This window comes from Desulfonatronum lacustre DSM 10312 (assembly GCF_000519265.1).
Lineage (GTDB): Bacteria > Desulfobacterota > Desulfovibrionia > Desulfovibrionales > Desulfonatronaceae > Desulfonatronum > Desulfonatronum lacustre.
This window is the reverse complement of sequence record NZ_KI912608.1, coordinates 2,092,485-2,113,439: the sequence shown is the minus strand read 5'-3', so window position 1 is coordinate 2,113,439 and position 20,955 is coordinate 2,092,485. Positions and strand designations below refer to the sequence as shown.

The following is a 20,955-nucleotide window of genomic DNA, read 5'->3' as shown; positions in this document are numbered from 1 at the left end:
TTTTGTAACCGTAAGCAAACAATCAAGCACCGCAGGGGTTTTTTGCATGGGATGGGTCGGCGTTGAATGCCTTGAAGAGGGTATGATTTTAGGAGCTGATCTCGTGACCTCGGATGGGCGTTTTTTGTTGCCCCAGGGTATGGTGTTGCAGGATCGTCATATCAAGACCGGTAAGGCATGGGGAGTCCGGCGGGTGGATATTCTCGGTCTGGACCAGGACCAGGCGAACGCGGCCAGGGTGAACGAGATCGGTCCGGAGTATCTGGAACAAAGCCGGTTGCTGCTGGAGCCGTTCCTGCGTTGCGTGACGGATGATCATCCCGGGATACGGGAAATCGTCCGCGTCACGGTGGAACGGGCGGCCTTGGAACTGGCCGCGGGCGAGCAACCTGAACGATGTATGGAGGGTCAGCTCCCCGCGCCGGATCATCGTGTCACGCGGTCCGAAGATGGCGAAGAGGCGGCCGAAAAGTTGGTTCAGATCCAGGAGAAACTGGTCACTTTGCCTGCTGTATACGGGCGAATCATGGAGGTTCTGGAGTCGCCTTACAGCTCCGCCTTTCATATCGCCGAGTTGGTGAGCAAGGACAGCAGCCTGTCCGCGAAACTGCTCAAGCTGGTCAACAGCCCGCTGTACGCGTTTCCGTCCCGGATCGATTCCATTTCCCGAGCCGTGGCCTTGTTGGGTACCAGGGAATTGTCTTCTCTGGCCCTGGGTCTTTCCGTGGTCAGTGCCTTTGAAGGCATTCCCGTGGCGACGCTGAACATGAAGCAGTTCTGGAAGCACAGCGTCAGCGCAGCGGTATATGCCGGCCTGATCGCCGCTCATGCACGGGGGGCTTCGCGGGAGCGCTGCTTCACTGGTGGACTCCTGCACGATCTGGGCTGGCTGGTCATGCTCAGCAAAATGCCTGGAGCATGCGCCCAGGTCATGTTTTTGTCCCGGACCCAAGGTGCTCCCCTGTACCAGGTGGAGCAAGAATTACTCGGCTTTGACCATGCCCAGGTCGGAGGGATGCTTTGCCGGAAGTGGCGCTTGCCGGACAGCCTGACGGAAATGATTCGCTTTCATCATGCTCCGGAGCAGGCCTCCGTGCCGCTTGAGGCCGGCATCGTGCATCTGGCCAATATCCTGGCCGTGGCCGTCGGAGTCGGCGCCAGCGGTCAGGGGGTGCTTCCTCCGCTCTCCGACTCGGCCTGGGACCTGGTCGGCATGTCCCCCTGCGACATCGGTCCCCTGGTCCGGCAGGCCGATCGCCAGGTCGCGGATATTCTTCACGTATTTCTCCTGGGCGGCTAGGTGAACCTCATGCAGTCAAACGAAGACCGTATCCAAATCCTGGAGACCGAGGTTCATTTTTTACGCGAACAGCGCCGCCAATCCGTGGAGGCGTTGGAAATGGCCGCCGGTCTGGGACATTTCGAGACGCCCTTGCTCCAGGTCGCGGATGAGCATGCCGTGCTCAAGGAAATCGCCGAAAAGGCCCGTGGTTTGATCGACCTGCGGGCGGTTTCCTTTTTTCTGGTGCAGCCGGACCATTCCTTTGCCGGAGCGTTTTGTGACCCTCCGGAGTATGCTGCGTTCCTGGACCGGGAGGTCGACGGGCTCATCGACGACTACTCCTTCTCCAGAATCCTGCGCCGAGGGCGGCCCGAAATTCTGTCCGCAAGCAGCCGGGACATGCGCCTGGTCCTGCACACGTTGGCCACGCCGACCAGGATTCGAGGCATGTTCGTCGGCATCCTGGGTCAGGATCCGAGCACGATTCCAGACACCCATCACGCCTTGCTGTCTATTCTCCTTCTGGCTGGAGCCGCGGCCCTGGAGGGGCTGGAGGCCTACCAACGGCTGCGAGACCGACAGCGCGAACTCGCCCACCAAGCCGAAGACGCCACCCGTCGGTACCAGGAAATCGTCTCGGGGGCGCCGCTGGGTATTTTTCAGGCCACTCCGGAAGGCCGCTACCTTTTTGTCAATCCCGAATACGCAAGGCTGGCCGGGTACGTCGACCCGGATGAGATGGTCGCTCAGGTTTCGGATATCGCCGCGCAGCTTTATGCCGATCCGGCGGACCGGGAGCGCTACAAAGAGCATCTACGTCGATACGGTCGGACATCCGGCTACGAGGTGGAGTTGAAACGCCGCGACGGACAGTCTTTTTGGGCCTCGCTGGATACCAGAGTGCGCCACGACGCCCAAGGTAATCCGGTCTATAACGGTTTTTTGACGGATATCACGGCCCGGAAGCAGGCTGAGAAGGATCGAGAAAAGCTGCAAGCCCAACTCTTTCAGGCTCAGAGGGTGGAATCCGTGGGCATTCTGGCCGGAGGCGTGGCCCATGACTTCAACAATCTGCTTCAGGCCATGAGCGGCAACATTGAGCTATTGCTTCAGGCCGGGGCCTTCGCGCATCGCGAGGAGGCCCGGTTGCGGACCGTGGCCCAGTCCCTGGAGCGGGCCGCCAGACTCGTGGAGCAGCTCTTGTTGTTCAGTCGCAAGGCTGAATTCCGGAAGATCCGTGTGGACTTGAATCGAGAGGTGCGGGAAGTCTTGCGGATGCTGGAACGAACCATCCCGAAGATGATCGCTCTGGAACCGCGGCTCGATCCCCTGATCTGGCCTTTGGCCGCGGACCCGGTGCAGATCGAACAGGTTCTACTCAATCTGGCCAACAATGCCGTGGACGCCATGCCCGATGGAGGACGGCTGGAGTTCAGGACCATCAACGCGTTTCTGGATGAGAATTTCGTCCTCGCGCATCCCGGCGCGGCTGCTGGATGCCATGTTCTGCTCACGGTGACGGACACGGGGTGCGGCATGGACCAGGAGGTCCTGGATCGTGCATTCGATCCGTTTTTTACCACCAAGGATGTGGGCAAGGGCACCGGCCTGGGCTTGGCTTCGGTCTACGGGATCGTCACGGCGCATGGTGGGTTTATCGAGTGTCGCAGCGCCCCGGGGCAGGGCACGACGTTCAACGTCTACTGGCCGGCCGCGGAAAACGGCGCGGTCCCTCTCGCCGATGCGGCCTTGGAGTCCAGACCCCGAGGCGGCAACGAAACCATCCTGGTGGTGGACGACGAGCCGGAACTTCGGGATCTGACGCGGGAAGCTTTGGAGGATTACGGCTATGCCGTGCTCAGCGCGGCCAACGGAGAAGAAGCCTTGGCGATTTTTCAAGACCAGAGCCGTTCCATTGACTTGGTCCTGCTGGACTTGAACATGCCCGGCATGGGCGGTCACGGATGTCTCCAGGAACTGCTGCGCCTCGATTCCGGGGTCAAGGTGATTATCGCCAGCGGCTACGCGACGCATGGCCACGGCAAGGACGCCCTGACATCCGGAGCCAAGGGGTTTCTTGGCAAGCCGTATCAGTTGAGGGAGTTGGAGGCCAAGGTGCGTGAGGTGCTGGAGTTGTCGGGAGCCGAAAACTCGCCCTGAATCGCTCTGGAATCGTCGTGATGGCGGTTCAGTTTCCGGGCACCGGAACGCTGGTGAGCAGGTATTTCAGGTCCTCGTCCGTGAAGTAGAATCCGAGCCCGGCGTAGAAGGAGCGGCGGTCTGAGCGGACAAAGTCGTCCATGCCCAGGCTGGCGTAAAAGTTGCGCAGGAAGTAAAGTTTGGCGCCGGCCTTGAGGTGCGGGTTGTCGTCCGGATCAAAGTCAAAGGCTTCGAAAAGCAATTGCACCCGGTCGTCCCAGAGGTAGTATTCCAGACCCATGCCGCCGGTGCTCTCGATCAGGCCGCCGCGCAGCACCAGGTTGTCCCAGCGCTTGGCCAACTGAGCGGAGAACGTGATCTTGCTCTGGCGGTACTTGTCTTCGATTTCCCGGATCGTGGTCCGTTCCCCGTTCACCCAGCGCTCGGTGAAGGTCTCGGTCTTTTCCCGACGGCCGCGAGGATTGTCCACCACGGAGAGCAGATAGTACTTGTCCTCCGCCGGTTGCAGGCGCAGAGTCAAGGCGGACTTGGTCTCGCCGTGGCGGGCCAGGTACTCGCTGGTGAAATCCACGGAGGTCCGGAACTGGTCCTGCTTGGTGAGGATTCTGTTCAGACCTTCCAGGGCCTTGTCCAGTTCCTGGGCCGTGGTGTCCTCGTTGATCAGCTTGCCCAGGGTGCCTTGGCCTTCGTCGATTTTTCGGGAGACGCTTTCCAGGGAAGCCATGGTCTCCCGCAGATCGTGACCCATCTCCGGGTCGTTGATCAGCTTGGCCAGCGGGCCTTCGCCGGACTCCAGGCGGGCCAATACGCCTCCGGCCTGGTCCAGGGTGGTCTTGAGCTGGCCGGAGGCGACTTCCAGGTTGGCCACGATCCGGTCGATGCCTTCCTTGTTCGTCCCGGCGATGTCCCGCAAGTCCGTGGAAAAGTCACGGAAATTGCGGACGATGAACTCAACGCTTTCAGCGTTGGCCTGGACCATCTCGTTCAGGCCCATGGCGGCGTCGCGCAGGCTTTGGAAGGCCAGGCGCAGGTCCTGCTCGCCCTGTTCCCCGCCGAAGACGTTGGCCGCGCTGCGGGCCACGACGCGAATGTCGTCGGCGATCTCGCCGACCTTGGTGAACAACTGGTCCAGGTCCGCCGGGGTGTCGCCCCGGGCGATCCGCTCCCCGGCTTCGACCCGGGGAAACGGATCACTGCCGGGAGAAATCTCAATGAATTTGTCGCCCAACACACCCCGGGTACGGATGGTGGCCACGGCGTCGGAGCGGATTTGGACGTTGGGCAACAACTGGAGGGTCACCCGGGCCCGGTTCTCATCCAGGTTGATGGCCTGGACCAAGCCGACCTCAATGCCGGCGATTTCCACCGGCGAATTGGTTTTCAACCCGGAGACGTTGTCGAAAAAGACGTCCACCTCGTAGCTTTCCCTGGGCACGAATACGCCGGTACCCACTTTCATGGTCATGTAGGCCAAGGCCGCGAGGGCGATCAGGACGAAGACGCCTACCTTGATTTCTGCTCCGGATCTCACGATCTCTGCTCCATGGAAGATAATTAAACGACTTTGATCGGCCCTTGCGCCCGACCGTGGATGAATTGCTGAACCACCTCGTCGTCCCAGTCCCGGATCTGGTCCGGCGTGCCCTGGGCGATGATCCGTCCGTCGAAGAGCATGAACAGCTTGTGTCCGGTGCTCATGGCCGCGGAAATATCGTGGCTGATGACCACGCAGGTGGCCCTGAACTCGGACTGGGTGCGTACGATCAGTTCGTTGATGGCCGCGGCCATGACCGGGTCCAGGCCGGACGTGGGTTCATCGAAAAGGACGATTTTCGGATCCAGGGCCAGGGCCCGGGCCAGTCCGACCCGCTTGCGCATCCCGCCGGAAAGCTCCGAGGGGAGCTTGTGACCCTTGTCCTTCAGGCCCACGGCGGCCAGCTTGTCAGCCACGATGTCCAGGATTTCCCGGCGGCTTTTGCTGGTGTGCTCCAGAAGCGGAAACGCCACGTTATCCTCCACGTTCATGGAGTCGAACAAGGCGGATTCCTGGAAGAGCATGCCGAACTTGCGACGGATCGGGGCCATCTTCCGTTCGCTCATTCGGGCGATGTCCTGGCCGTCGATGATTACCTGGCCCTGGTCCGGGCGCATCAGGCCGATGATGTGCTTGAGCAAAACGCTCTTGCCGCCGCCGCTCCGTCCGATGATCACGCTGACCGAATCCTTGGACACGGCCAGGTCCAGGCCGCGCAGGACATGCTCCTGGCCGAAGCTTTTATGCACTTGGCGCAGTTCGATGATCGGTTCCGGTGTCATATCGGTTCGTCGCCATGCTACATCATGAGGGCGGTGAGCACGTAGTCGAAGGTCAGGATCAACACGGAGGAGAGGACTACGGATTGGGTGGTGGCCCGACCGACGCCCTCGGCGCCGCCCCTGGTGTAAAAACCCTTGTAGCATCCCACCAAGGTGAGGATCAAACCGAAGCAGGCCGCTTTGATCAGCCCGTTGTAAATGTCGCTGAGTTCCACGTACTCATATATCTTGTTCATGAATATCCCGCCGTGGATGCCCAGCAGTTTGACCCCCACGAGATACCCGCCCACCACGCCGATGAAGTCGGACAAGGCGGTGAGTAGGGGAAGCATGATCACCCCGGCCATGATCCGGGGCAGGACGAGATACTGGACCGGGTTGATGGCCATTACGGACAGGGCGTCCACCTGTTCCGTGACGCGCATCGTGCCGATCTCCGCGGCAATGGCCGAGCCGGCCCGCCCCGTGACCATCAAGGCCGTGATCACCGGCCCCAATTCGCGGGTCATGGACAGGGCCACCGTGGCCCCGACCAGGGTTTCGGCGGAAAACATCCGGAAGGCGTAGTAGGTTTGCAGAGCCAGGACCATGCCGGTGAACAGCGAAGTCAGGGCGACCACGAACACCGAATTCACGCCGATGAACTCCATCTGCTTGAAAAACAGCCGCCAGCGCCAGGGCGGGCGGAACAGCCAGCCCACGGCCTCCAGAAAAAGAAGCATCATCCGGCCGGTTTCCCGGGAAATGGTCAGGGCGATGGTGCCGAGAGAGGCGACAAGTTGGGTCATGGGGGCTGGGGGCAGAATTCAGGAGTCAGTATTTAGTATTTAGTATTCAGGAGTCAGGAGTCAGAATTCAGGAGTCAGAAGTCAGAATTCAGGGGTCAGGAAGGCCAAGTTGGGCGATTGATTTCAGCATTCTGAATTCTGAATACGGAATTCCATCTTTTTCATTTTCTCCACCAGGATGGATCCGGACCGGTGAACCACCAGTCCGTGTGGTCCGTGCGCAGGATGACCTCCGCCAAGTCCTTGGCAACGTCGGTGCGCAGCCGCGGCACGGCGCAGTCGATCCACTTGGCGGCATAGGGGTTGCCCAGGTCCTGTTCCTGCTTCAGGTTCAGGATCAGGTCAAGCTGATCCGCGTCGTGCACCAGTCGGGCCTCCAGGGTCTGTTCGCCTTCAAGTTCGTGCCACCATTGGAGCACTTCGTCCAGTCCGGTCCCTTCGAGGGCGTGCTCCAGGGCCAGCAGGGCGTTGCGGCTGTTGTATATCCGATTGACGTAGTTGAAATCGCCGATCCGGGTTTCGTGCAGGTCGTGAAACAGGGCCATGCCCATGGTCCGCCCCATGCTCGCCCCGGTCAGAGTGGCCAGGACATAGGCGATGACCGTGGTTCGGAAGGAGTGCTCGGCGACGTTTTCCCGTCCGGAACCCAAAAACTGGTACCCGGTGCGCGGCGTCTTGCGCAACATGCCGACTTCAAACAGAAAGTGGGTCAACCGTTGGATTCGAGCGCCGTCTGGGAGGCAGACGTCGGAAGAAGCCGTATCTTGGGCGGCGAGGCTATCGAAATCTGGTGTGATGCGCGTCATGGGTTGAAGGTCGGTACGGCGGGACGTTTCATCGGCTGCCCGTCAAAAATTAAAACCCTATAGTCCTCCAAGAACGGGTCGTTGGTCAAGCTCGGCCCGACAAGGATTTTTATCAATACGGTTGCCAGTTCGGGGGATGGATTGTATGGCTATTCAAAAAAGAAATGGTGGTACAATATGACACATGATTCGCAAAATGGCCTGCATCCCTTGATTCGCGGCGCGATTATCGGGGGCTCCATCGGCTTGATGGCGGTGTGGTTCGGATACGACATGGGCCGGGCTTTCTTTCTTGGGGTTATCTGCGGCGGCTTGGGCGCGTACACGGCCCAGCGCATTCAGGAAAAACGGCGCAAGAAGTGAACGAACCGGCTTCTTGGCGCTTTATCACGGAGGATCGTTATGTCCGCTGAACATGCCGAAATGGGCGTTTTTCAGGCCCTGCTGGGGCGGCGCAGCGTTCGCAAATTTACGGATCAGCCCGTGGATCTCGAGGACCTGCGGCGGATTCTGGAGGCCGGACGCTGGGCGCCCAGCGGATTGAACAATCAGCCCTGGCGCTTTTTGGTCGTCCAGGCCGGAGACCCTCGGCAAGCGGCGCTGGCCGGATTGACGAAGTACGGCCATATTGTCCGCGAGGCCCAGGCCTTGATCGTCGTGTGCCTGCACAAGCCGGCCATGTATCATGAAGGCAAGGATCATCAGGCCGCCGGGGCCTGTATTCAGAACATGCTGCTGGCCGTTCACGGCCTGGGACTGGGCGGGGTCTGGCTGGGCGAGGTCCTCAACCAGGAGGCGCTGGTCATGGAGGCGCTCCAACTGCGTACCGAGGAGTACCGGCTGATGGCCGTGATCGCCCTGGGCCATCCGGCCCAGCCGTCCTCGCGGCTCGACGGTGCCGGCGGTTCCGCGCGGCGTCCCTTGGACGAACTTCTTTTGGAGGCTTTATAAATGCCATCCGTACATACCTTTCCCCTGGGCCCCCTGCAAACCAACTGCTACCTCGTGGCCAACGGCGAAGAGGCGCTGGTCGTCGATCCGGGCGGAGCCCCGGACGCGGTTCTGGATTTCGCGGCGTCCAAAAATTTGCAAATCCGGCAGATCCTGAACACCCACCTGCATTTCGACCATCTTTACGGCAACCAGGCACTGCACTTGGCCACCAAGGCCTCCATCCGCGTGCCGGAAAAGGACGTCCCGTTGCTGGCCAGCGGAATAGGCGGCGGCAACTACATGGGGATGCCCAAAGTAGAGACTTTTGCGTACGAGTCCGTCGGCGAGGGAGAGTGGACCCTGATTGGGCTGAAATGCCGGGCATTGTTCACGCCCGGGCATAGTCCAGGGAGTCTGTCCTTTTACTTTCCCGAACTGGGCGCGGTGTTCGTGGGCGACGTGCTTTTCGCCGGATCCATCGGGCGGACCGACTTTTTCGGCGGTGATCTGGAGACGTTGCTTGGCTCGGTCCGCTCCCGGCTGTTCACCCTGCCTCCGGAGACGGTGGTTTATCCCGGGCACGGTCCGGCCACGACCATCCGGGAAGAACAGCGAACCAATCCGTTTTTTGAGGAGTAGCCTTCATGGTTGCTGGAGAAAGGGAGATGTCCCCCCCCGTCGACTCTATGGAGGAGATCGCGCCCTACGCCGTTGGCGACTTTACCTCTCCGGCGATTTTTTCGTGTAGTCCGCGTAGCGGGGGCAACAGCGACAACGCGGCGGAATTTTTTCGGGAGGGGGTGCGTCTGGCCGGAGGGCGCGGCCAATTGTTTTATCTCAGAGATTACGCCGTTCATTCTTGTCTGGGCTGCATGCGCTGCGAACAGGATCCGCGAGGAGAGTGCTTTTTGACCGCTCGGGATCAAAGCTCGCCTTTGTTCCAGGCTTTGCTGGCCGCGCCGATGCTCTTCATCGCCGCGCCCATCTACTTCTATCACCTGCCGTCTCAGTTCAAGGCCTGGATCGACCGCAGCCAGTCATATTATCTGCGCTGGGAGCGAGGAGATCCGCTGCTTAAGAACCTTCCCCCGCGTCCGGCGGTGGTCAACCTGGTGGCCGGTCGGCGTCAGGGCGAACGATTGTTCGAAGGGACGCTGCTGACGTTGAAGTACTTTCTGGCCACCTTCAATTTCACCATTCAGGAACACCACGCTTTTCGCGGCATCGATGCATCCGAGGATTTGCGCATGCATCCTCAGGCCGGGGAAGAGTTGATCGCCGCGGGTCGGGAGGCATGGGCGAATTTAGTCAAGCAGAACTCGGCCTGAGTTCGCTTCGGCATGTCGCGGGCCGGTGTCGTGGCGTTGTCGCGGACTTTTTTCGATCCGGCTTTCCAGCGCTGGGGCGACGGTGTCCGGTTTGCGGAATTCTTGCGGACGTGGATGCTCCAGGAGGGGCCGGAGCATGGGGCGACGATTCGAGTGGGGTTTTCGGCGTATGTGCCGCCTGTCGAGCCGAACTGCCGCAACGGACCGAGGGGTTTTGTCTTCGCTGCGGCCTGATCTTTCGTGTTTCCTCGGAACCCGCGACGTTGTGCCTGGATTGTCGCGTCGCTCCGCCGCCCTGGGAGGACGCTTTTTTTTATGGGCCGTACGAGGGACGGCTTAAGGCTCTGGTATTGCGTTTCAAGTTCCAGGCTCAGCTCGGGCTTGGCGAGGTGCTGCACGGCCTACTCCGCCGCTCGCTGGAATTTCGCGACGTCCCCGGCCATGACCTGATCGTCCCCGTGCCGTTGCACCCCCGACGTCTGCGAGGGCGCGGATTCAATCAGAGCCTGGAACTGGCCCGGGGCTTGGCCCAAGACAAGTTCGGGGGGAAGTCCGGGGGCAAATTCGGAGGCAAGTTCGCAGGCAGGTACGGGCGGTTGGAACCCCATGCCTTGGTTCGGTTGCGCGATACGCCGCCCCAGCATACCCTGCCCAGGGCCGTACGCAGGCGCAACCTGGCCGGGGCTTTTCTGGCCGACCCCGCCAGAGTTCGCGGCCGGTCCGTGCTGTTGGTGGACGACATCCTGACCACCGGAGCCACGGTCCGAGCCGCGACCAGAGAATTGAAGCGGTGTGGAGCGACACGCGTCGACCTGCTTGTTCTGGCCAGGGCCTGATTCGACTGAGGCCCGAGCGAGGTCTCATGGAGACGTTCCTGGAGGCTTGTCATGGCGTCCGGGGTGAAGAAAATCTTGTGAACATCGAAAAAGCCCTTGACGATGCGAAAGTGTTTCGCATATGAGGGCTGTTTCTGCATTTGGGAGGCCGATAATGAAATATGCAATCGTGGAGTCGGGCGGAAAACAATACCGCATGGAAGAGGGAGCGAGCCTCAAGGTCGACAGGATTCACGCCGAACCCGGCGCGGAAGTCTTCCTGGACAAGGTTCTGCTTGTCGGTGATGGCGATGAAGCCGCCGCCGGTCAACCGTACGTGCCGGAGGCCAAGGTGGCCTGTGAGGTCCTGGAGCACGGACGGGACAAGAAGATCATCGTGTTTCGGTTCTGGCGACGCAAGGATTCCAGGAAAAAGCAGGGGCATCGTCAGGAATTCACCCGAATCATGGTCAAATCCATTCAGGCTTAGCCAGGGAGAAGCATCATGGCACATAAAAAGGCTGGAGGAAGCTCCAGAAACGGTCGCGACAGCGCTGGTCAGCGTCGCGGTGTGAAGCGCTTCGGCGGCCAGCAGGTTTTGGCCGGCAATATCCTCGTCCGCCAGTTGGGGACCAAATTTCATCCCGGCAAGAATGTCGGCATGGGGCGGGATTACACCCTGTTCGCGTTGACCGACGGCGTGGTTCAGTTCGAACGCTACACCCGGCAGCGTAAGGTCAAGACCAGGGTCAATATCGTTCCCGCGAGTTAGACCCAGCGGATTCCTTCTGGCATCGTGCGTTTATCCGGCATGATGCGGCAAGTTTTTTTAAAGTGCGGACTCCGAAGTCCGCACTTTTTTTTTCCCCGCTTTTCTTTTGTGCCGGAGTTTGCTAAATTTGTTTTAAAAATCCTTGAGTGAGACTGTTTTCTCTCCCTCGCTCATCTTCAATCATCGGGAAAGTTCCATGGCTCTGAGCACACCAAGCACCTTGAATCTGCGGCAATCGCCGCCGATCAGCGCCAAGGAGTTCGCTGAACTGCGCCAATATATCTATGATCTTGCCGGTATCGACATCCCGGAGCGGCGCAAATATCTCCTAGAAAATCGTCTTGGCCCGCGACTCTCGGAACTGGGTTTGCGCAGTTACGGCGAATACACGATGCTCCTGCGGCGCGGTCCGAGCAAGGACGAGGAGCTGAAATTCTTTTTTTCCAAGATCACCACCAATGAGACCAGCTTTTATCGGGATCTTAAGCAATTGGACGTCTTTGAAAAGCATGTGCTCAAGGAAGTGCTGGAGGAGCGGGGCAAAACGGACGACAAGGCCTTGCACATTTGGTCCGCCGGTTGTTCCTCCGGGGAAGAGCCCTATACCCTGGGCATCATGCTGCACGAGGCCTTGCGCATGTCCATCATCGGGTGGAAGATACGGATCACGGCCAATGATCTTTCCCCGGACATGGTCGCCAAGGCCAGGGACGGCTTGTACGGCGAACACGCCTTGCGAACCACGCCCAAGGACATCGTTGACCGGTATTTCTCCAAGGAGCCCAGCGGCTACAGAATCCACCCCAAGGTCAAAAAGCTCGTCTCTCTAGGGCTGATCAATCTGAACGACAAGCTGGCCGTGAAGCGCGTACCGCGGTCGCACATAATCTTTTGCCGCAACGTGATCATCTATTTTGACGACGACATGAAACAGAGAGTCATCGCCGGTTTTTACGACAATTTGCTGCCCGGGGGATACCTTGTGCTTGGTCACTCCGAAACCATTCACAAGCATTCTCGCGCCTTCAAGCCCCTGATCAAGCCCGGGGGGATCGTGTACAGAAAGGAAACGTGATGCGATTCGCTCGGATTTCTTACCGCAACGGAGGTTGGCTGTGATCAGAGTTTGCACGGAATATCTCCTTCCCGGCATGATAGTGGCTAAAAAAATTCCGGGGGTGGACGGAGGTATTCTTCTGGAGTCCGGCGCATTGCTTGGCGATGAGCAGATCGCCCTGCTCAAGAATATCGGTCTCTCCGCCGCATATGTGCGTTTGCCCGTGGAGATGGACTTGGAATCCGAGGCCGCGCGTCAGGCTGAGCGCCATGTTCGGAATTTTTTCATCTATGTCGATCCGGATCATGAAGCCCTGAAAAGTCTTTTTTCCATCGCCGTGAAGCGTACGGCCGCTGCCGTGACAAGCGGTTGGGAGATGCCCTGCGAGAGTGCGCTGCGGGCCAAAAACGTGGAGCACCTTTCCGACGAGTTCATCAAGGACGTGGGCAGCGCCGCGCAAATCGTCCGCCATGAGGTTGGTCTGGCCTCATTTCCGGACATTTACTTTAAAATCCGAGAAGTCCTGGACAATCCCAAGAGTTCGGCCCGGGACATCGCCGATGTGGTGAACACGGACGTGGGTTTTTCGGCCAAGCTGCTCAAGCTGGTGAACAGTCCTTTTTTTGGATTCACCGCCACCGTTGATTCCGTTTCCCGGGCGGTCTCCCTGGTCGGGGCTCAGGAAATTTCCACCCTGGCCTTGGGCATTTCGACCATCAACTATTTCAAGAACATTCCCCCTGAGTTGATGGACATGCGCACGTTTTGGCGCCACTCCCTGCGTTGTGCCGTGTTTGCCAAGCTGATCGCGTCCAAGTTGAAGCTGCCTTCCGAGCGTCATTTCACCGCCGGGTTGCTGCACGACGTCGGCCGATTGGTCATTTTTAAAAACATGGCCTATGCGTCGGTTGAAGCGCTGCTCTTGGCCCGGAGCGACATGGTTCCTCTGGTGGAGGCCGAAAATACGGTCTTGGACTATAACCATGCCGACGTGGGGGGGGTATTGCTGGCCGAGTGGGGTTTTCCAAAAGCCTTGAAGGACCTCATCAGCCACCACCATGCCCCGGAAGAGGCCGCATCCAGGAAAGAGGCCGCCATCATTCAGCTCGCGGACATCATGGCCAATGTTGCGGAAATATCCACCGGCGGTTTCTATGCATTGCCCGGAATGACTCAGGAAGATTGGGATCTTCTGGAGTTGGACGCTTACTTTTTGTCCAAGCTGATGGATATGCACGACGCTCACTTCGAGGAAATCACGGCCGTGCTGCTGTAGTCGGCCGCCATTCCCTTTTTCGCGATCATGGCAGTTCGCTTCGATGTCGGCATCATCAATCCGTTCCTGGACGCGGTTGTCGGTGTTCTGGGCATGATGGCCTCGGTGGAGGTCAAACCCGGCAAACCGTATATCAATCGCAAGCGGTCCGCGGTGGGCGACGTCACCGGGACCATCGGCATTTCCGGATCCGCCGACGGGGTGATGTCGTTGACCCTGGACGAGGCGGTGATTTTGAAGGTCGTCAACAACATGCTCGCCGAGAACTATACGGAGATCAACGATGAAATCGCGGACGCCGTGGGCGAGTTGACGAACATGATCGCCGGACAGGCTCGCCAGGATTTGGTCAAGGAAGGCCTGACTCTCAAAGCCTCCACTCCCACGGTGATCATCGGCAAGGGGCACAAGATCAGCCACATCACCTCATCCCCGATCCTGTCCATTCCCTTCGCCACCAGCGAAGGCTCGTTGGTGGTGGAGGTCTCCTTTGACTCCACGGAGCCGGAAACCACCTGACTCACGCGCCACGTATCGCCGGGCACGTCCGAACCGAACCGCCGTGCTGACCATCAAATGTTCCGGCTGCAAAGCCAAGCTGTGGAAGTACAAAAAGATCGGACCGGGCAAGGTGCTGCGTTGCCATAAGGCCAGGATCAGCAACCGGTTCGAGGTCCAAGAGCGGGGCGAGAAGCTGATCTGTCCGTGCGGCCGGGAGATCGCGACGGACAGGGGCCGTTTTTACAAGATGCATCCGGACGCGTTTACGCACACCGGAACAAAAGATACGGCCTAAAGACACGTTCAGGCAATCGCCTTTCCATATGCTGTCACGCTTTTTTTTACGCAATCCCGCTACCCGCGCCTTTTACGACCAGTTCGTCGTCAGACCCGACTATTCGACCTGGAACTGGCTGCATGGCTATGTTTACGGTCGCTGGCCCCAACTGTACATCGCCCTGGGGACGGGGCGGCATCCGTTGGCTCGGGCGTTGAAGCCTCTGTTTTTCTTGTTTCGAAGGGCCGCGGCGTCGAGCGAAGCGCCCAGGTCCTCCAGCCCGGGAAGTAAAACCTTCGCCGATACCTATCACGGCAAGGTGCTGCACCTGGACCATGCCCGAAAACTGGTGACGGTGAACCGAGACATCGATCTCGGCGACCTGGAACAGGTCGTCCCGTATGCCGCGGCCCGGGAAATCGTGCTGCGGCATCCGGACCATATCCTGGCCCTGGACTGTCCGTGTCGGGCCTCCAGCCCCCATCCCTGTCTCCCGGTGGGCGTCTGCCTGATCGTGGGAGAGCCCTTTGCCGGATTCATCGCCGCGCACCATCCGGATAAAACCCGCTGGATCTCCCAGGAGGAAGCCCAGGAGATTCTCAAGGCGGAACACGACCGGGGCCACGTCCATCATGCCTTTTTCAAGGACGTGATGCTCGGCAGGTTCTACGCCATCTGCAACTGCTGCTCCTGTTGTTGCGGGGCCTTGCGGGCCCACCGGGGCGGGACGCCCATGCTGGCCTCGTCCGGGTACGTTTGCGCCATGGATCATGCGCGCTGCGTTGATTGCGGATTGTGCGCCAAGCAGTGCCAGTTCCGGGCCATTCAGCGACGGGGCGGGGAGTGGGAAGTGGACAGTGCCGCCTGCATGGGCTGCGGGGTTTGCGTCCCCAGGTGTCCGCAAGCCGCCCTGAACCTGGTCCGCGCTCCGCATCGCGGCGAACCGTTGGATATTCAAGAAATCATGACCCGTCGCGGCCTCTCCTGAAAAGAGTCCAGGCGGCTACGAACCATCAAGCAAGGTGAACCATGCGATTTGTCGATGAAGCGGAAATAACCGTGCGCTCCGGTCACGGTGGACATGGCTGCGTGTCCTTTCGGCGGGAAAAATACATTCCCAGGGGCGGTCCGGATGGCGGCGACGGAGGTCGGGGCGCGGATGTCGTGTTTCGGGCCGAGCCCAAGCTGCTGTCCTTGTATGATTTTCGACTCAAGCGAGTCTACGAGGCCCGCAATGGTCAGCCCGGCTCAGGCCGCGAACGGACCGGCGCGGCCGCCGAGGACCTGATCGTGGATGTTCCGCTGGGCACGCAGCTGTACGAGGTGGACGAGGACGGAGAGCGCCGTCTGATCGTGGATCTCGCCGTTCCGGGCCAGACCATCGTTCTGGCCAAGGGCGGTCGGGGCGGCAAGGGCAACACCCATTTCAAGTCCGCCACCATGCGTACGCCTCGGTTCGCCCAGCCCGGGGAAGACGGACAGGAGAAGCGGATCAAGCTGGAGTTGAAGATCCTGGCCGACGTCGGGATCATTGGGCTGCCCAACGCCGGCAAGTCCACGCTGATTTCCGCGCTGTCCTCGGCCCGACCGAAGATCGCCCCGTATCCGTTCACCACCCTGTCCCCCAACCTGGGCGTGATGCAGGGCGAGCATGGGGAGCGCCTCGTGCTGGCCGATATTCCGGGACTGGTCAGCGGGGCCCATGAAGGGCGCGGGCTGGGACACAAATTCCTGAAGCACGTGGAACGGACACGATTTCTGCTGCATGTCCTCAGCGTGGAGGAGATCGCCGGTCCCGAAGCGTCCGGAGATGGCCGGGAGGGAGATCCCTGGGCCGGTTACGCCCTGCTGGACGAGGAACTGGCCGGTTTCGATCCGGCCTTGAGCCGGAAGCGGCAGCTGCTGGTGGTGAACAAGATCGACCTCTGGCCCGAGGATCGCCTAGCCTGGTTGCGGGAGCGGGCGGAACAGGATCGGCCCGGGTTGATGTTGGTCTCCGCTCTGGAGGGAACGGGCCTGGAGGAACTGGAACGGCGCCTGTGGGCCCTGCTCGCGGAGTCGGCAGGAGAAGATGTGCCAAGGACAGAGGACCAAGCCGATGAGTGATGATCGCTTGCGGGCCCACCGCCTGTTTTTGACCGACCATCTGCGCAAGCAGACGGATTTTTCCAGGACCGCCCAAAATCTGGGGATCTCCCCGCCTCCGGTACAGAAACCGGCCCCTCTCGAAGCTCGAAAAGTCACGCTGTCCGCTCCGGACCAATGGCCGGACGCAATGGGGCGTACGCCTCTGATCCAGGCCATTGCCCAGAGGGAGAGTCGACGCGGGTATTCCGGCGAGGAACTGACCCTGGTCGAGCTGTCCTTTCTGCTTTGGGCCACCCAGGGAATCCGCAAGATGCTCGGCCAGGGCACGGCCTTGCGCACAGTGCCCTCGGCCGGAGCCCGGCACAGCTTCGAAACGTATCTGTTCATCAACAAGATTGTGGACGTGGCTCCAGGGCTGTACCGCTACCTGCCTCTGGACCACGCGCTGGTCCATGTCCGGGACGTGCCGGATATGGAGTCTGCTCTGGCCCGTGCCGCCTATGGTCAGAAATTCGTGGGCCGCGCCGCGGTCACCTTTGTCTGGGCCTGCATTCCTGAACGCATGGAATGGCGCTATGGTCTGACCGCCCATCGGGTCATTCTTCTGGACGCAGGCCATGTCTGCCAGAACCTTTATCTGGCCTGCGAGGCCGTGGGGGCCGGGACATGCGCCGTGGCCGCCTACGATCAGGCGGAAATGGATCAGCTGTTGGGCGTGGATGGCGAGGACGAATTTGCGGTCTACCTCGCGCCGGTGGGGAAGAAGGGATTGAAGATTGAAGATTGAAGATTGGAGATTGTGAACAGTCTGCAAGCAAGCAGTCAGACAGGTGGGTGGAAAAAGAAAAAGGGCTTAAAGCTGTTTAGCTCTAAGCCCTTGAATTTGCTGGTAGCGGGGGAGGGATTTGAACCCTCGGCCTTCGGGTTATGAGCCCGACGAGCTGCCATACTGCTCCACCCCGCGCCAAAGTAAATGACATTTACTGACGGCCCGGATGAATGTCAAGCTGTTTGTGATTTTTCAAGAAAAAAATATCCGGCCTGGTGGGTTTGGCCCGGAGTTCTCCTTGGGCCGCCTTGACTTCCGGGGCGGCATACTTCAGATATTCTCGTTGGTTTTGAGCACATTTTTCTCATCACGTTTTTCGTCCATAAAGGCATTCCATGACCGACTACAAGAAAACCTTGAACCTGCCGCAAACGTCTTTCCCCATGCGGGCCAATTTGAGTCAGAACGAACCCAAGATGCTGGCTTTCTGGGAAAAAATCAACGCCTACGAGGCCATGATCGCTCCCAATGCCGGGGCGCGGACTTATGTTCTTCATGACGGCCCGCCGTATGCCAACGGCCATATTCACCTGGGCACGGCCCTGAACAAGGTTCTTAAGGACATCATCGTCAAGTCCCGGAACATGCAGGGGCTGCGCGCCGAGTACGTGCCCGGCTGGGATTGTCACGGGCTGCCCATCGAACTCAAGGTGGAGCAGGAGTTCAAGCTGAAGCAGAAGTCCGTTTCCACCCTGGAAATCCGGGCCCGATGCCGGGAGTACGCCACCAAATACCTGGACATCCAGCGCGAGGAATTCAAGCGTCTGGGGGTGCTGGGCACCTGGGACGAGCCGTATCTGACCATGAAGCCGGCTTACGAGGCGGCCACGGCCAGGGAATTGGCCCGATTCATGGCCAAGGGCGCGGTGGTCCGGAACAAGAAGCCGGTGCACTGGTGCTGTTCTTGCGAGACGGCCCTGGCCGAGGCCGAGGTGGAGTACGCGGAGCATGGTTCTCCCTCGATTTACGTGGCCTTTCCGGTGAACGACCCCAAGCTGGCCGAAGTGTTTCCGGACCTGGGCGAGGCTCCGACGTCCATCGTGATCTGGACCACCACCCCCTGGACCATTCCGGACAACATGGCCGTGGCCGTGCATCCGGAGTTTACCTATGCCCTGGTTCAGGCCGGAGAATCCGGGCGGTTCATCCTGGCCGAGGAATTGGTTCCCAGGTTGAAGGAAGTCTTCGGTTGGGCCGACGTTCAGGTGCTGGCCGGCGTGCCTGGGCAGCGCCTGGAGGGGCTGCTGGCCGCGCATCCGTTTTACGATCGTCCTTCGCCGGTGGTCTTGGCGGATTACGTGACCCTGGAGGCCGGCACCGGCTGCGTGCACACCGCCCCCGGGCATGGCCGGGACGACTATGAAACCGGCTTGCGCTACGGCCTGGAGACTCTCTCCCCCCTGGACGACCGAGGCTGTTTCTCTCCCCAGACCGAGTTGGTGGGCGGACTGAACGTCTTCAAGGCCAACCCCAAGGTGATTGAAATCCTGGAACAAAACGGTCGGCTGCTGGCCCAGGAAAAAATCTCCCACTCTTACCCGCATTGCTGGCGCTGCCGCAAGCCGGTGATTTTTCGGGCCACCATGCAGTGGTTCATCTCCATGCAGGCGGATGATCTGCGCGGGAAGGCTCTGAATGAAATCGACCGGCGGGTGAACTGGATTCCGGCCTGGGGACGGGAGCGAATCCATAACATGATCGCCAACCGCCCGGACTGGTGCATCTCCCGGCAGCGCAACTGGGGCGTACCCATCGTGGCCCTGATCTGCAAGGACTGCGGCCATACTTACACGGACCCGGACTGGGTCGTTTCCGTGGTGGATCAGTTCGCGGGGCACGAACGGGGAGCGGACTATTGGTTCGAGGCTGCTCTGGACGAGGTGGTCCCGGCCGGTCTGGCCTGCCCGGACTGCGCTTCGACCTTCTGGGAAAAGGAGGACGACATCCTGGACGTTTGGTTCGATTCCGGAACCAGTTTTGCCGCGGTTCTGGAACAACGTCCGGAATGCACGTTCCCGGCGGACCTGTATCTGGAAGGGTCGGACCAGCATCGCGGCTGGTTCCACAGCTCGCTGCTGGCCTCCGTGGGCACCCGGGGCACGGCTCCCTACAAGGCGGTTTTGACGCATGGCTACGTGGTGGACGCCAATGGCCGCAAGATGTCCAAGTCCGTGGGCAACGTCATCGCTCCCCAGGAGATCATCAAACAGTACGGCGCGGAAATTCTGCGGCTCTGGGTGGCCTCCGAGGACTACCAGGACGACGTGCGCATTTCCACGGAAACCTTGAACCGCCTGGTGGACGCCTATCGCCGCATCCGGAACACCTGTCGGTTCCTGCTGGGCAACCTTGCCGACTTCCGGCCCGCGGAGCACGCCGTGGCCACGGACCGGCTCCTACCCCTGGATCGGTTCGCCCTGGATCTGTTCTCCCGACGGCACGCCAGGATCGCGGAGGCGTATGAACGGTACGAATTCCATAAAGTGTTCCATACCCTGCACAACATGTGCGTCACGGACCTGAGCGCCTTTTACCTGGATATCGTCAAGGACCGCCTGTACGTCTCGGCCCCGGGCGGCTTGGCCAGGCGCTCGGCCCAGACCGTGCTCTGGCGGGCCCTGGAGATGCTGCTCACGGACATGGCCCCGGTCCTGAGTTTCACCGCGGAAGAGGTGTATCAGCACCTGCCCGAGGACGTCCGCGGGACGTCGCCCAGCGTCTTCGGCCTGCGCTTTCAAGGCCCGGATATGTCGGCTCCAGCAGGTGCGATCGCCGACCCCCTGGCCGAAGAAGCGCGACAGGCCTGGGAAACCGTGATCCGGGTCCGGGCCGAAACCACCAAGGCCATCGAGCCGGTGCGCAAGGCCGGGATCGTGGGACACTCCCTGGATACGGAGGTGACCCTGTACGTCCATGACGACCTGCTGGACGTGCTCCGGCCCATGGCCTCGATGCTCAGGGAAGTGTTCATCGTCTCCAAGGTGGAGGTCCGTCCGGAAAGCGAGGCCACTGAAAGCCAGGCGTCGGGCAATAAAGCTCCCAACCTTTTCGTCAGCGAAGAGGTCGACGGACTGCGCATCGCCGTGGCTCCGGCTCCCGGGACGAAGTGCCCCCGCTGTTGGGTCTACAGCGAGGAACTGGACGCGGAAGCCGCGGAGGGCGACGACGGCGTTTGCCCCCGCTGTCGGGAAGCCCTGGAGGGTCGGTAATGGCGCCCCGGTATCGTCTCGTTTTGACCCTGTCCCTGGTGGTGCTGGTCCTGGACCAGATCACCAAGCTCTGGGTGGCCGCGTCGTTGCCCTTGTGGACCTCCAAGACCGTGATTCCCGGCTTTTTCAATCTGGTGCACGTTTTGAACAAAGGCGCGGCCTTCGGCTTTCTGAGCGATCTGGACGCCCCGTGGCGGCCGTATTTCTTTCTGGGCGTGACCGCCCTGGCCGTGGTCCTGATCCTGCATCTGCTGCGCACCGTGCCCAGGGAGGATACCGTTTTGTTCACGGCCCTGGGCCTGATTCTGGGCGGAGCCATGGGGAACCTGATCGACCGAATCCGCCTGGGCGAAGTGGTCGACTTTCTGGACTTCTACATCGGGCAGTACCATTGGCCGGCGTTCAACGTGGCGGATATCGCCATCAGCATCGGCTCGGTCCTGCTCCTGGTCTCGGTTTACCGCACCCGCCGTTACGGCTTGGCCTCCAAGGACGACGACTGATCCGAAAATTTGAGG

The 20,955-nt window shown here is 60.4% G+C and carries 22 protein-coding genes and 1 tRNA gene; 18 read left to right on the top strand and 5 right to left on the bottom strand.

Going from position 1 to position 20,955, the window contains the following annotated elements:
- The first annotated feature begins 103 nt into the window (after positions 1-103).
- Together DESLA_RS0110010 and DESLA_RS21765 are read left to right on the top strand one after the other, a co-directional pair.
- Positions 104-1,300: an HDOD domain-containing protein gene (locus DESLA_RS0110010; RefSeq protein WP_051434575.1), complete on the top strand. Its 1,197-nt coding sequence runs from the start codon at positions 104-106 to the stop codon at positions 1,298-1,300.
- Positions 1,301-1,309: 9 nt separating this feature from the next.
- Positions 1,310-3,442, top strand: a complete 2,133-nt coding sequence (locus DESLA_RS21765; RefSeq protein ID WP_156932925.1) for a response regulator — start codon at positions 1,310-1,312, stop codon at positions 3,440-3,442.
- 28 nt (positions 3,443-3,470) lie between these two features.
- Here DESLA_RS21765 and DESLA_RS0110000 read toward each other — a convergent pair whose 3' ends face one another.
- The 4 genes from DESLA_RS0110000 to DESLA_RS0109985 form a co-directional block, all read right to left on the bottom strand.
- Positions 3,471-4,973 (bottom strand): MlaD family protein, encoded by a 1,503-nt coding sequence (locus tag DESLA_RS0110000; protein ID WP_245590036.1) that lies wholly within the window; start codon positions 4,971-4,973, stop codon positions 3,471-3,473.
- 23 nt (positions 4,974-4,996) lie between these two features.
- The gene (locus DESLA_RS0109995) at positions 4,997-5,758 is read right to left on the bottom strand and encodes an ABC transporter ATP-binding protein (RefSeq protein WP_028572334.1); all 762 of its coding nucleotides are present in this window, start codon (positions 5,756-5,758) and stop codon (positions 4,997-4,999) included.
- Positions 5,759-5,775: 17 nt separating this feature from the next.
- On the bottom strand, positions 5,776-6,546 hold the full coding sequence (locus tag DESLA_RS0109990; RefSeq protein ID WP_028572333.1) for an MlaE family ABC transporter permease: 771 nt from the start codon (positions 6,544-6,546) through the stop codon (positions 5,776-5,778).
- A 161-nt stretch (positions 6,547-6,707) separates the two neighbouring features.
- The gene (locus DESLA_RS0109985; protein WP_245590104.1) at positions 6,708-7,232 is read right to left on the bottom strand and encodes an HD domain-containing protein; all 525 of its coding nucleotides are present in this window, start codon (positions 7,230-7,232) and stop codon (positions 6,708-6,710) included.
- 297 nt (positions 7,233-7,529) lie between these two features.
- Between DESLA_RS0109985 and DESLA_RS0109980 the strand changes: the two genes are divergently transcribed.
- The 14 genes from DESLA_RS0109980 to DESLA_RS0109910 all read left to right on the top strand — a co-directional run bounded on the left by DESLA_RS0109980 (position 7,530) and on the right by DESLA_RS0109910 (position 17,186).
- Positions 7,530-7,715: a hypothetical protein gene (locus DESLA_RS0109980; RefSeq protein WP_028572331.1), complete on the top strand. Its 186-nt coding sequence runs from the start codon at positions 7,530-7,532 to the stop codon at positions 7,713-7,715.
- 39 nt (positions 7,716-7,754) lie between these two features.
- Positions 7,755-8,303 carry a nitroreductase family protein gene (locus tag DESLA_RS0109975; protein ID WP_035261667.1) on the top strand — a complete coding sequence of 183 codons (549 nt, stop codon included), beginning with the start codon at positions 7,755-7,757 and terminating at the stop codon, positions 8,301-8,303.
- Positions 8,304-8,924, top strand: a complete 621-nt coding sequence (locus DESLA_RS0109970) for an MBL fold metallo-hydrolase (protein ID WP_028572329.1) — start codon at positions 8,304-8,306, stop codon at positions 8,922-8,924.
- Between the two features lie 26 nt (positions 8,925-8,950).
- On the top strand, positions 8,951-9,613 hold the full coding sequence (locus DESLA_RS0109965; RefSeq protein ID WP_245590035.1) for a flavodoxin family protein: 663 nt from the start codon (positions 8,951-8,953) through the stop codon (positions 9,611-9,613).
- Entirely contained in the window at positions 9,580-10,449 is an 870-nt protein-coding gene (locus tag DESLA_RS19875) for a ComFC family protein (RefSeq protein WP_084032005.1), read from the top strand. The genes DESLA_RS0109965 and DESLA_RS19875 overlap by 34 nt, the downstream gene beginning before the upstream one ends.
- Before the next feature lie 154 nt (positions 10,450-10,603).
- Positions 10,604-10,918 (top strand): 50S ribosomal protein L21, encoded by a 315-nt coding sequence (rplU, locus tag DESLA_RS0109950; RefSeq protein ID WP_031385381.1) that lies wholly within the window; start codon positions 10,604-10,606, stop codon positions 10,916-10,918.
- Between the two features lie 15 nt (positions 10,919-10,933).
- Complete coding sequence (gene rpmA, locus DESLA_RS0109945; RefSeq protein WP_028572326.1) at positions 10,934-11,200, top strand: 50S ribosomal protein L27; 267 nt, start codon at positions 10,934-10,936, stop codon at positions 11,198-11,200.
- Between the two features lie 196 nt (positions 11,201-11,396).
- Positions 11,397-12,275, top strand: a complete 879-nt coding sequence (locus tag DESLA_RS0109940) for a CheR family methyltransferase (RefSeq protein WP_028572325.1) — start codon at positions 11,397-11,399, stop codon at positions 12,273-12,275.
- A gap of 76 nt (positions 12,276-12,351) precedes the next feature.
- Positions 12,352-13,533, top strand: a complete 1,182-nt coding sequence (locus tag DESLA_RS0109935) for an HDOD domain-containing protein (RefSeq protein WP_156932924.1) — start codon at positions 12,352-12,354, stop codon at positions 13,531-13,533.
- A 27-nt stretch (positions 13,534-13,560) separates the two neighbouring features.
- Positions 13,561-14,052: a chemotaxis protein CheX gene (locus DESLA_RS0109930; protein ID WP_028572323.1), complete on the top strand. Its 492-nt coding sequence runs from the start codon at positions 13,561-13,563 to the stop codon at positions 14,050-14,052.
- Positions 14,053-14,095: 43 nt separating this feature from the next.
- Positions 14,096-14,329, top strand: a complete 234-nt coding sequence (locus DESLA_RS0109925) for a hypothetical protein (protein ID WP_028572322.1) — start codon at positions 14,096-14,098, stop codon at positions 14,327-14,329.
- Between the two features lie 28 nt (positions 14,330-14,357).
- The gene (locus DESLA_RS0109920; protein ID WP_035261657.1) at positions 14,358-15,299 is read left to right on the top strand and encodes a 4Fe-4S binding protein; all 942 of its coding nucleotides are present in this window, start codon (positions 14,358-14,360) and stop codon (positions 15,297-15,299) included.
- Positions 15,300-15,340: 41 nt separating this feature from the next.
- Positions 15,341-16,417, top strand: coding sequence for a GTPase ObgE (gene obgE, locus DESLA_RS19870; protein WP_051434569.1), 1,077 nt, complete (start codon positions 15,341-15,343; stop codon positions 16,415-16,417).
- Positions 16,410-17,186 carry a SagB/ThcOx family dehydrogenase gene (locus DESLA_RS0109910; protein WP_028572320.1) on the top strand — a complete coding sequence of 259 codons (777 nt, stop codon included), beginning with the start codon at positions 16,410-16,412 and terminating at the stop codon, positions 17,184-17,186. The genes obgE and DESLA_RS0109910 overlap by 8 nt, the downstream gene beginning before the upstream one ends.
- A 100-nt stretch (positions 17,187-17,286) precedes the next feature.
- Here the strand turns inward: DESLA_RS0109910 and DESLA_RS0109905 are convergent.
- A tRNA-Met gene (locus DESLA_RS0109905) sits at positions 17,287-17,363 on the bottom strand.
- A gap of 200 nt (positions 17,364-17,563) precedes the next feature.
- Here DESLA_RS0109905 and ileS point away from each other — a divergent pair.
- Entirely contained in the window at positions 17,564-20,437 is a 2,874-nt protein-coding gene (ileS, locus tag DESLA_RS0109900) for an isoleucine--tRNA ligase (protein WP_028572319.1), read from the top strand.
- Positions 20,437-20,940, top strand: a complete 504-nt coding sequence (gene lspA / locus DESLA_RS0109895) for a signal peptidase II (protein WP_028572318.1) — start codon at positions 20,437-20,439, stop codon at positions 20,938-20,940. The genes ileS and lspA overlap by 1 nt, the downstream gene beginning before the upstream one ends.
- Positions 20,941-20,955: the final 15 nt, after the last annotated feature.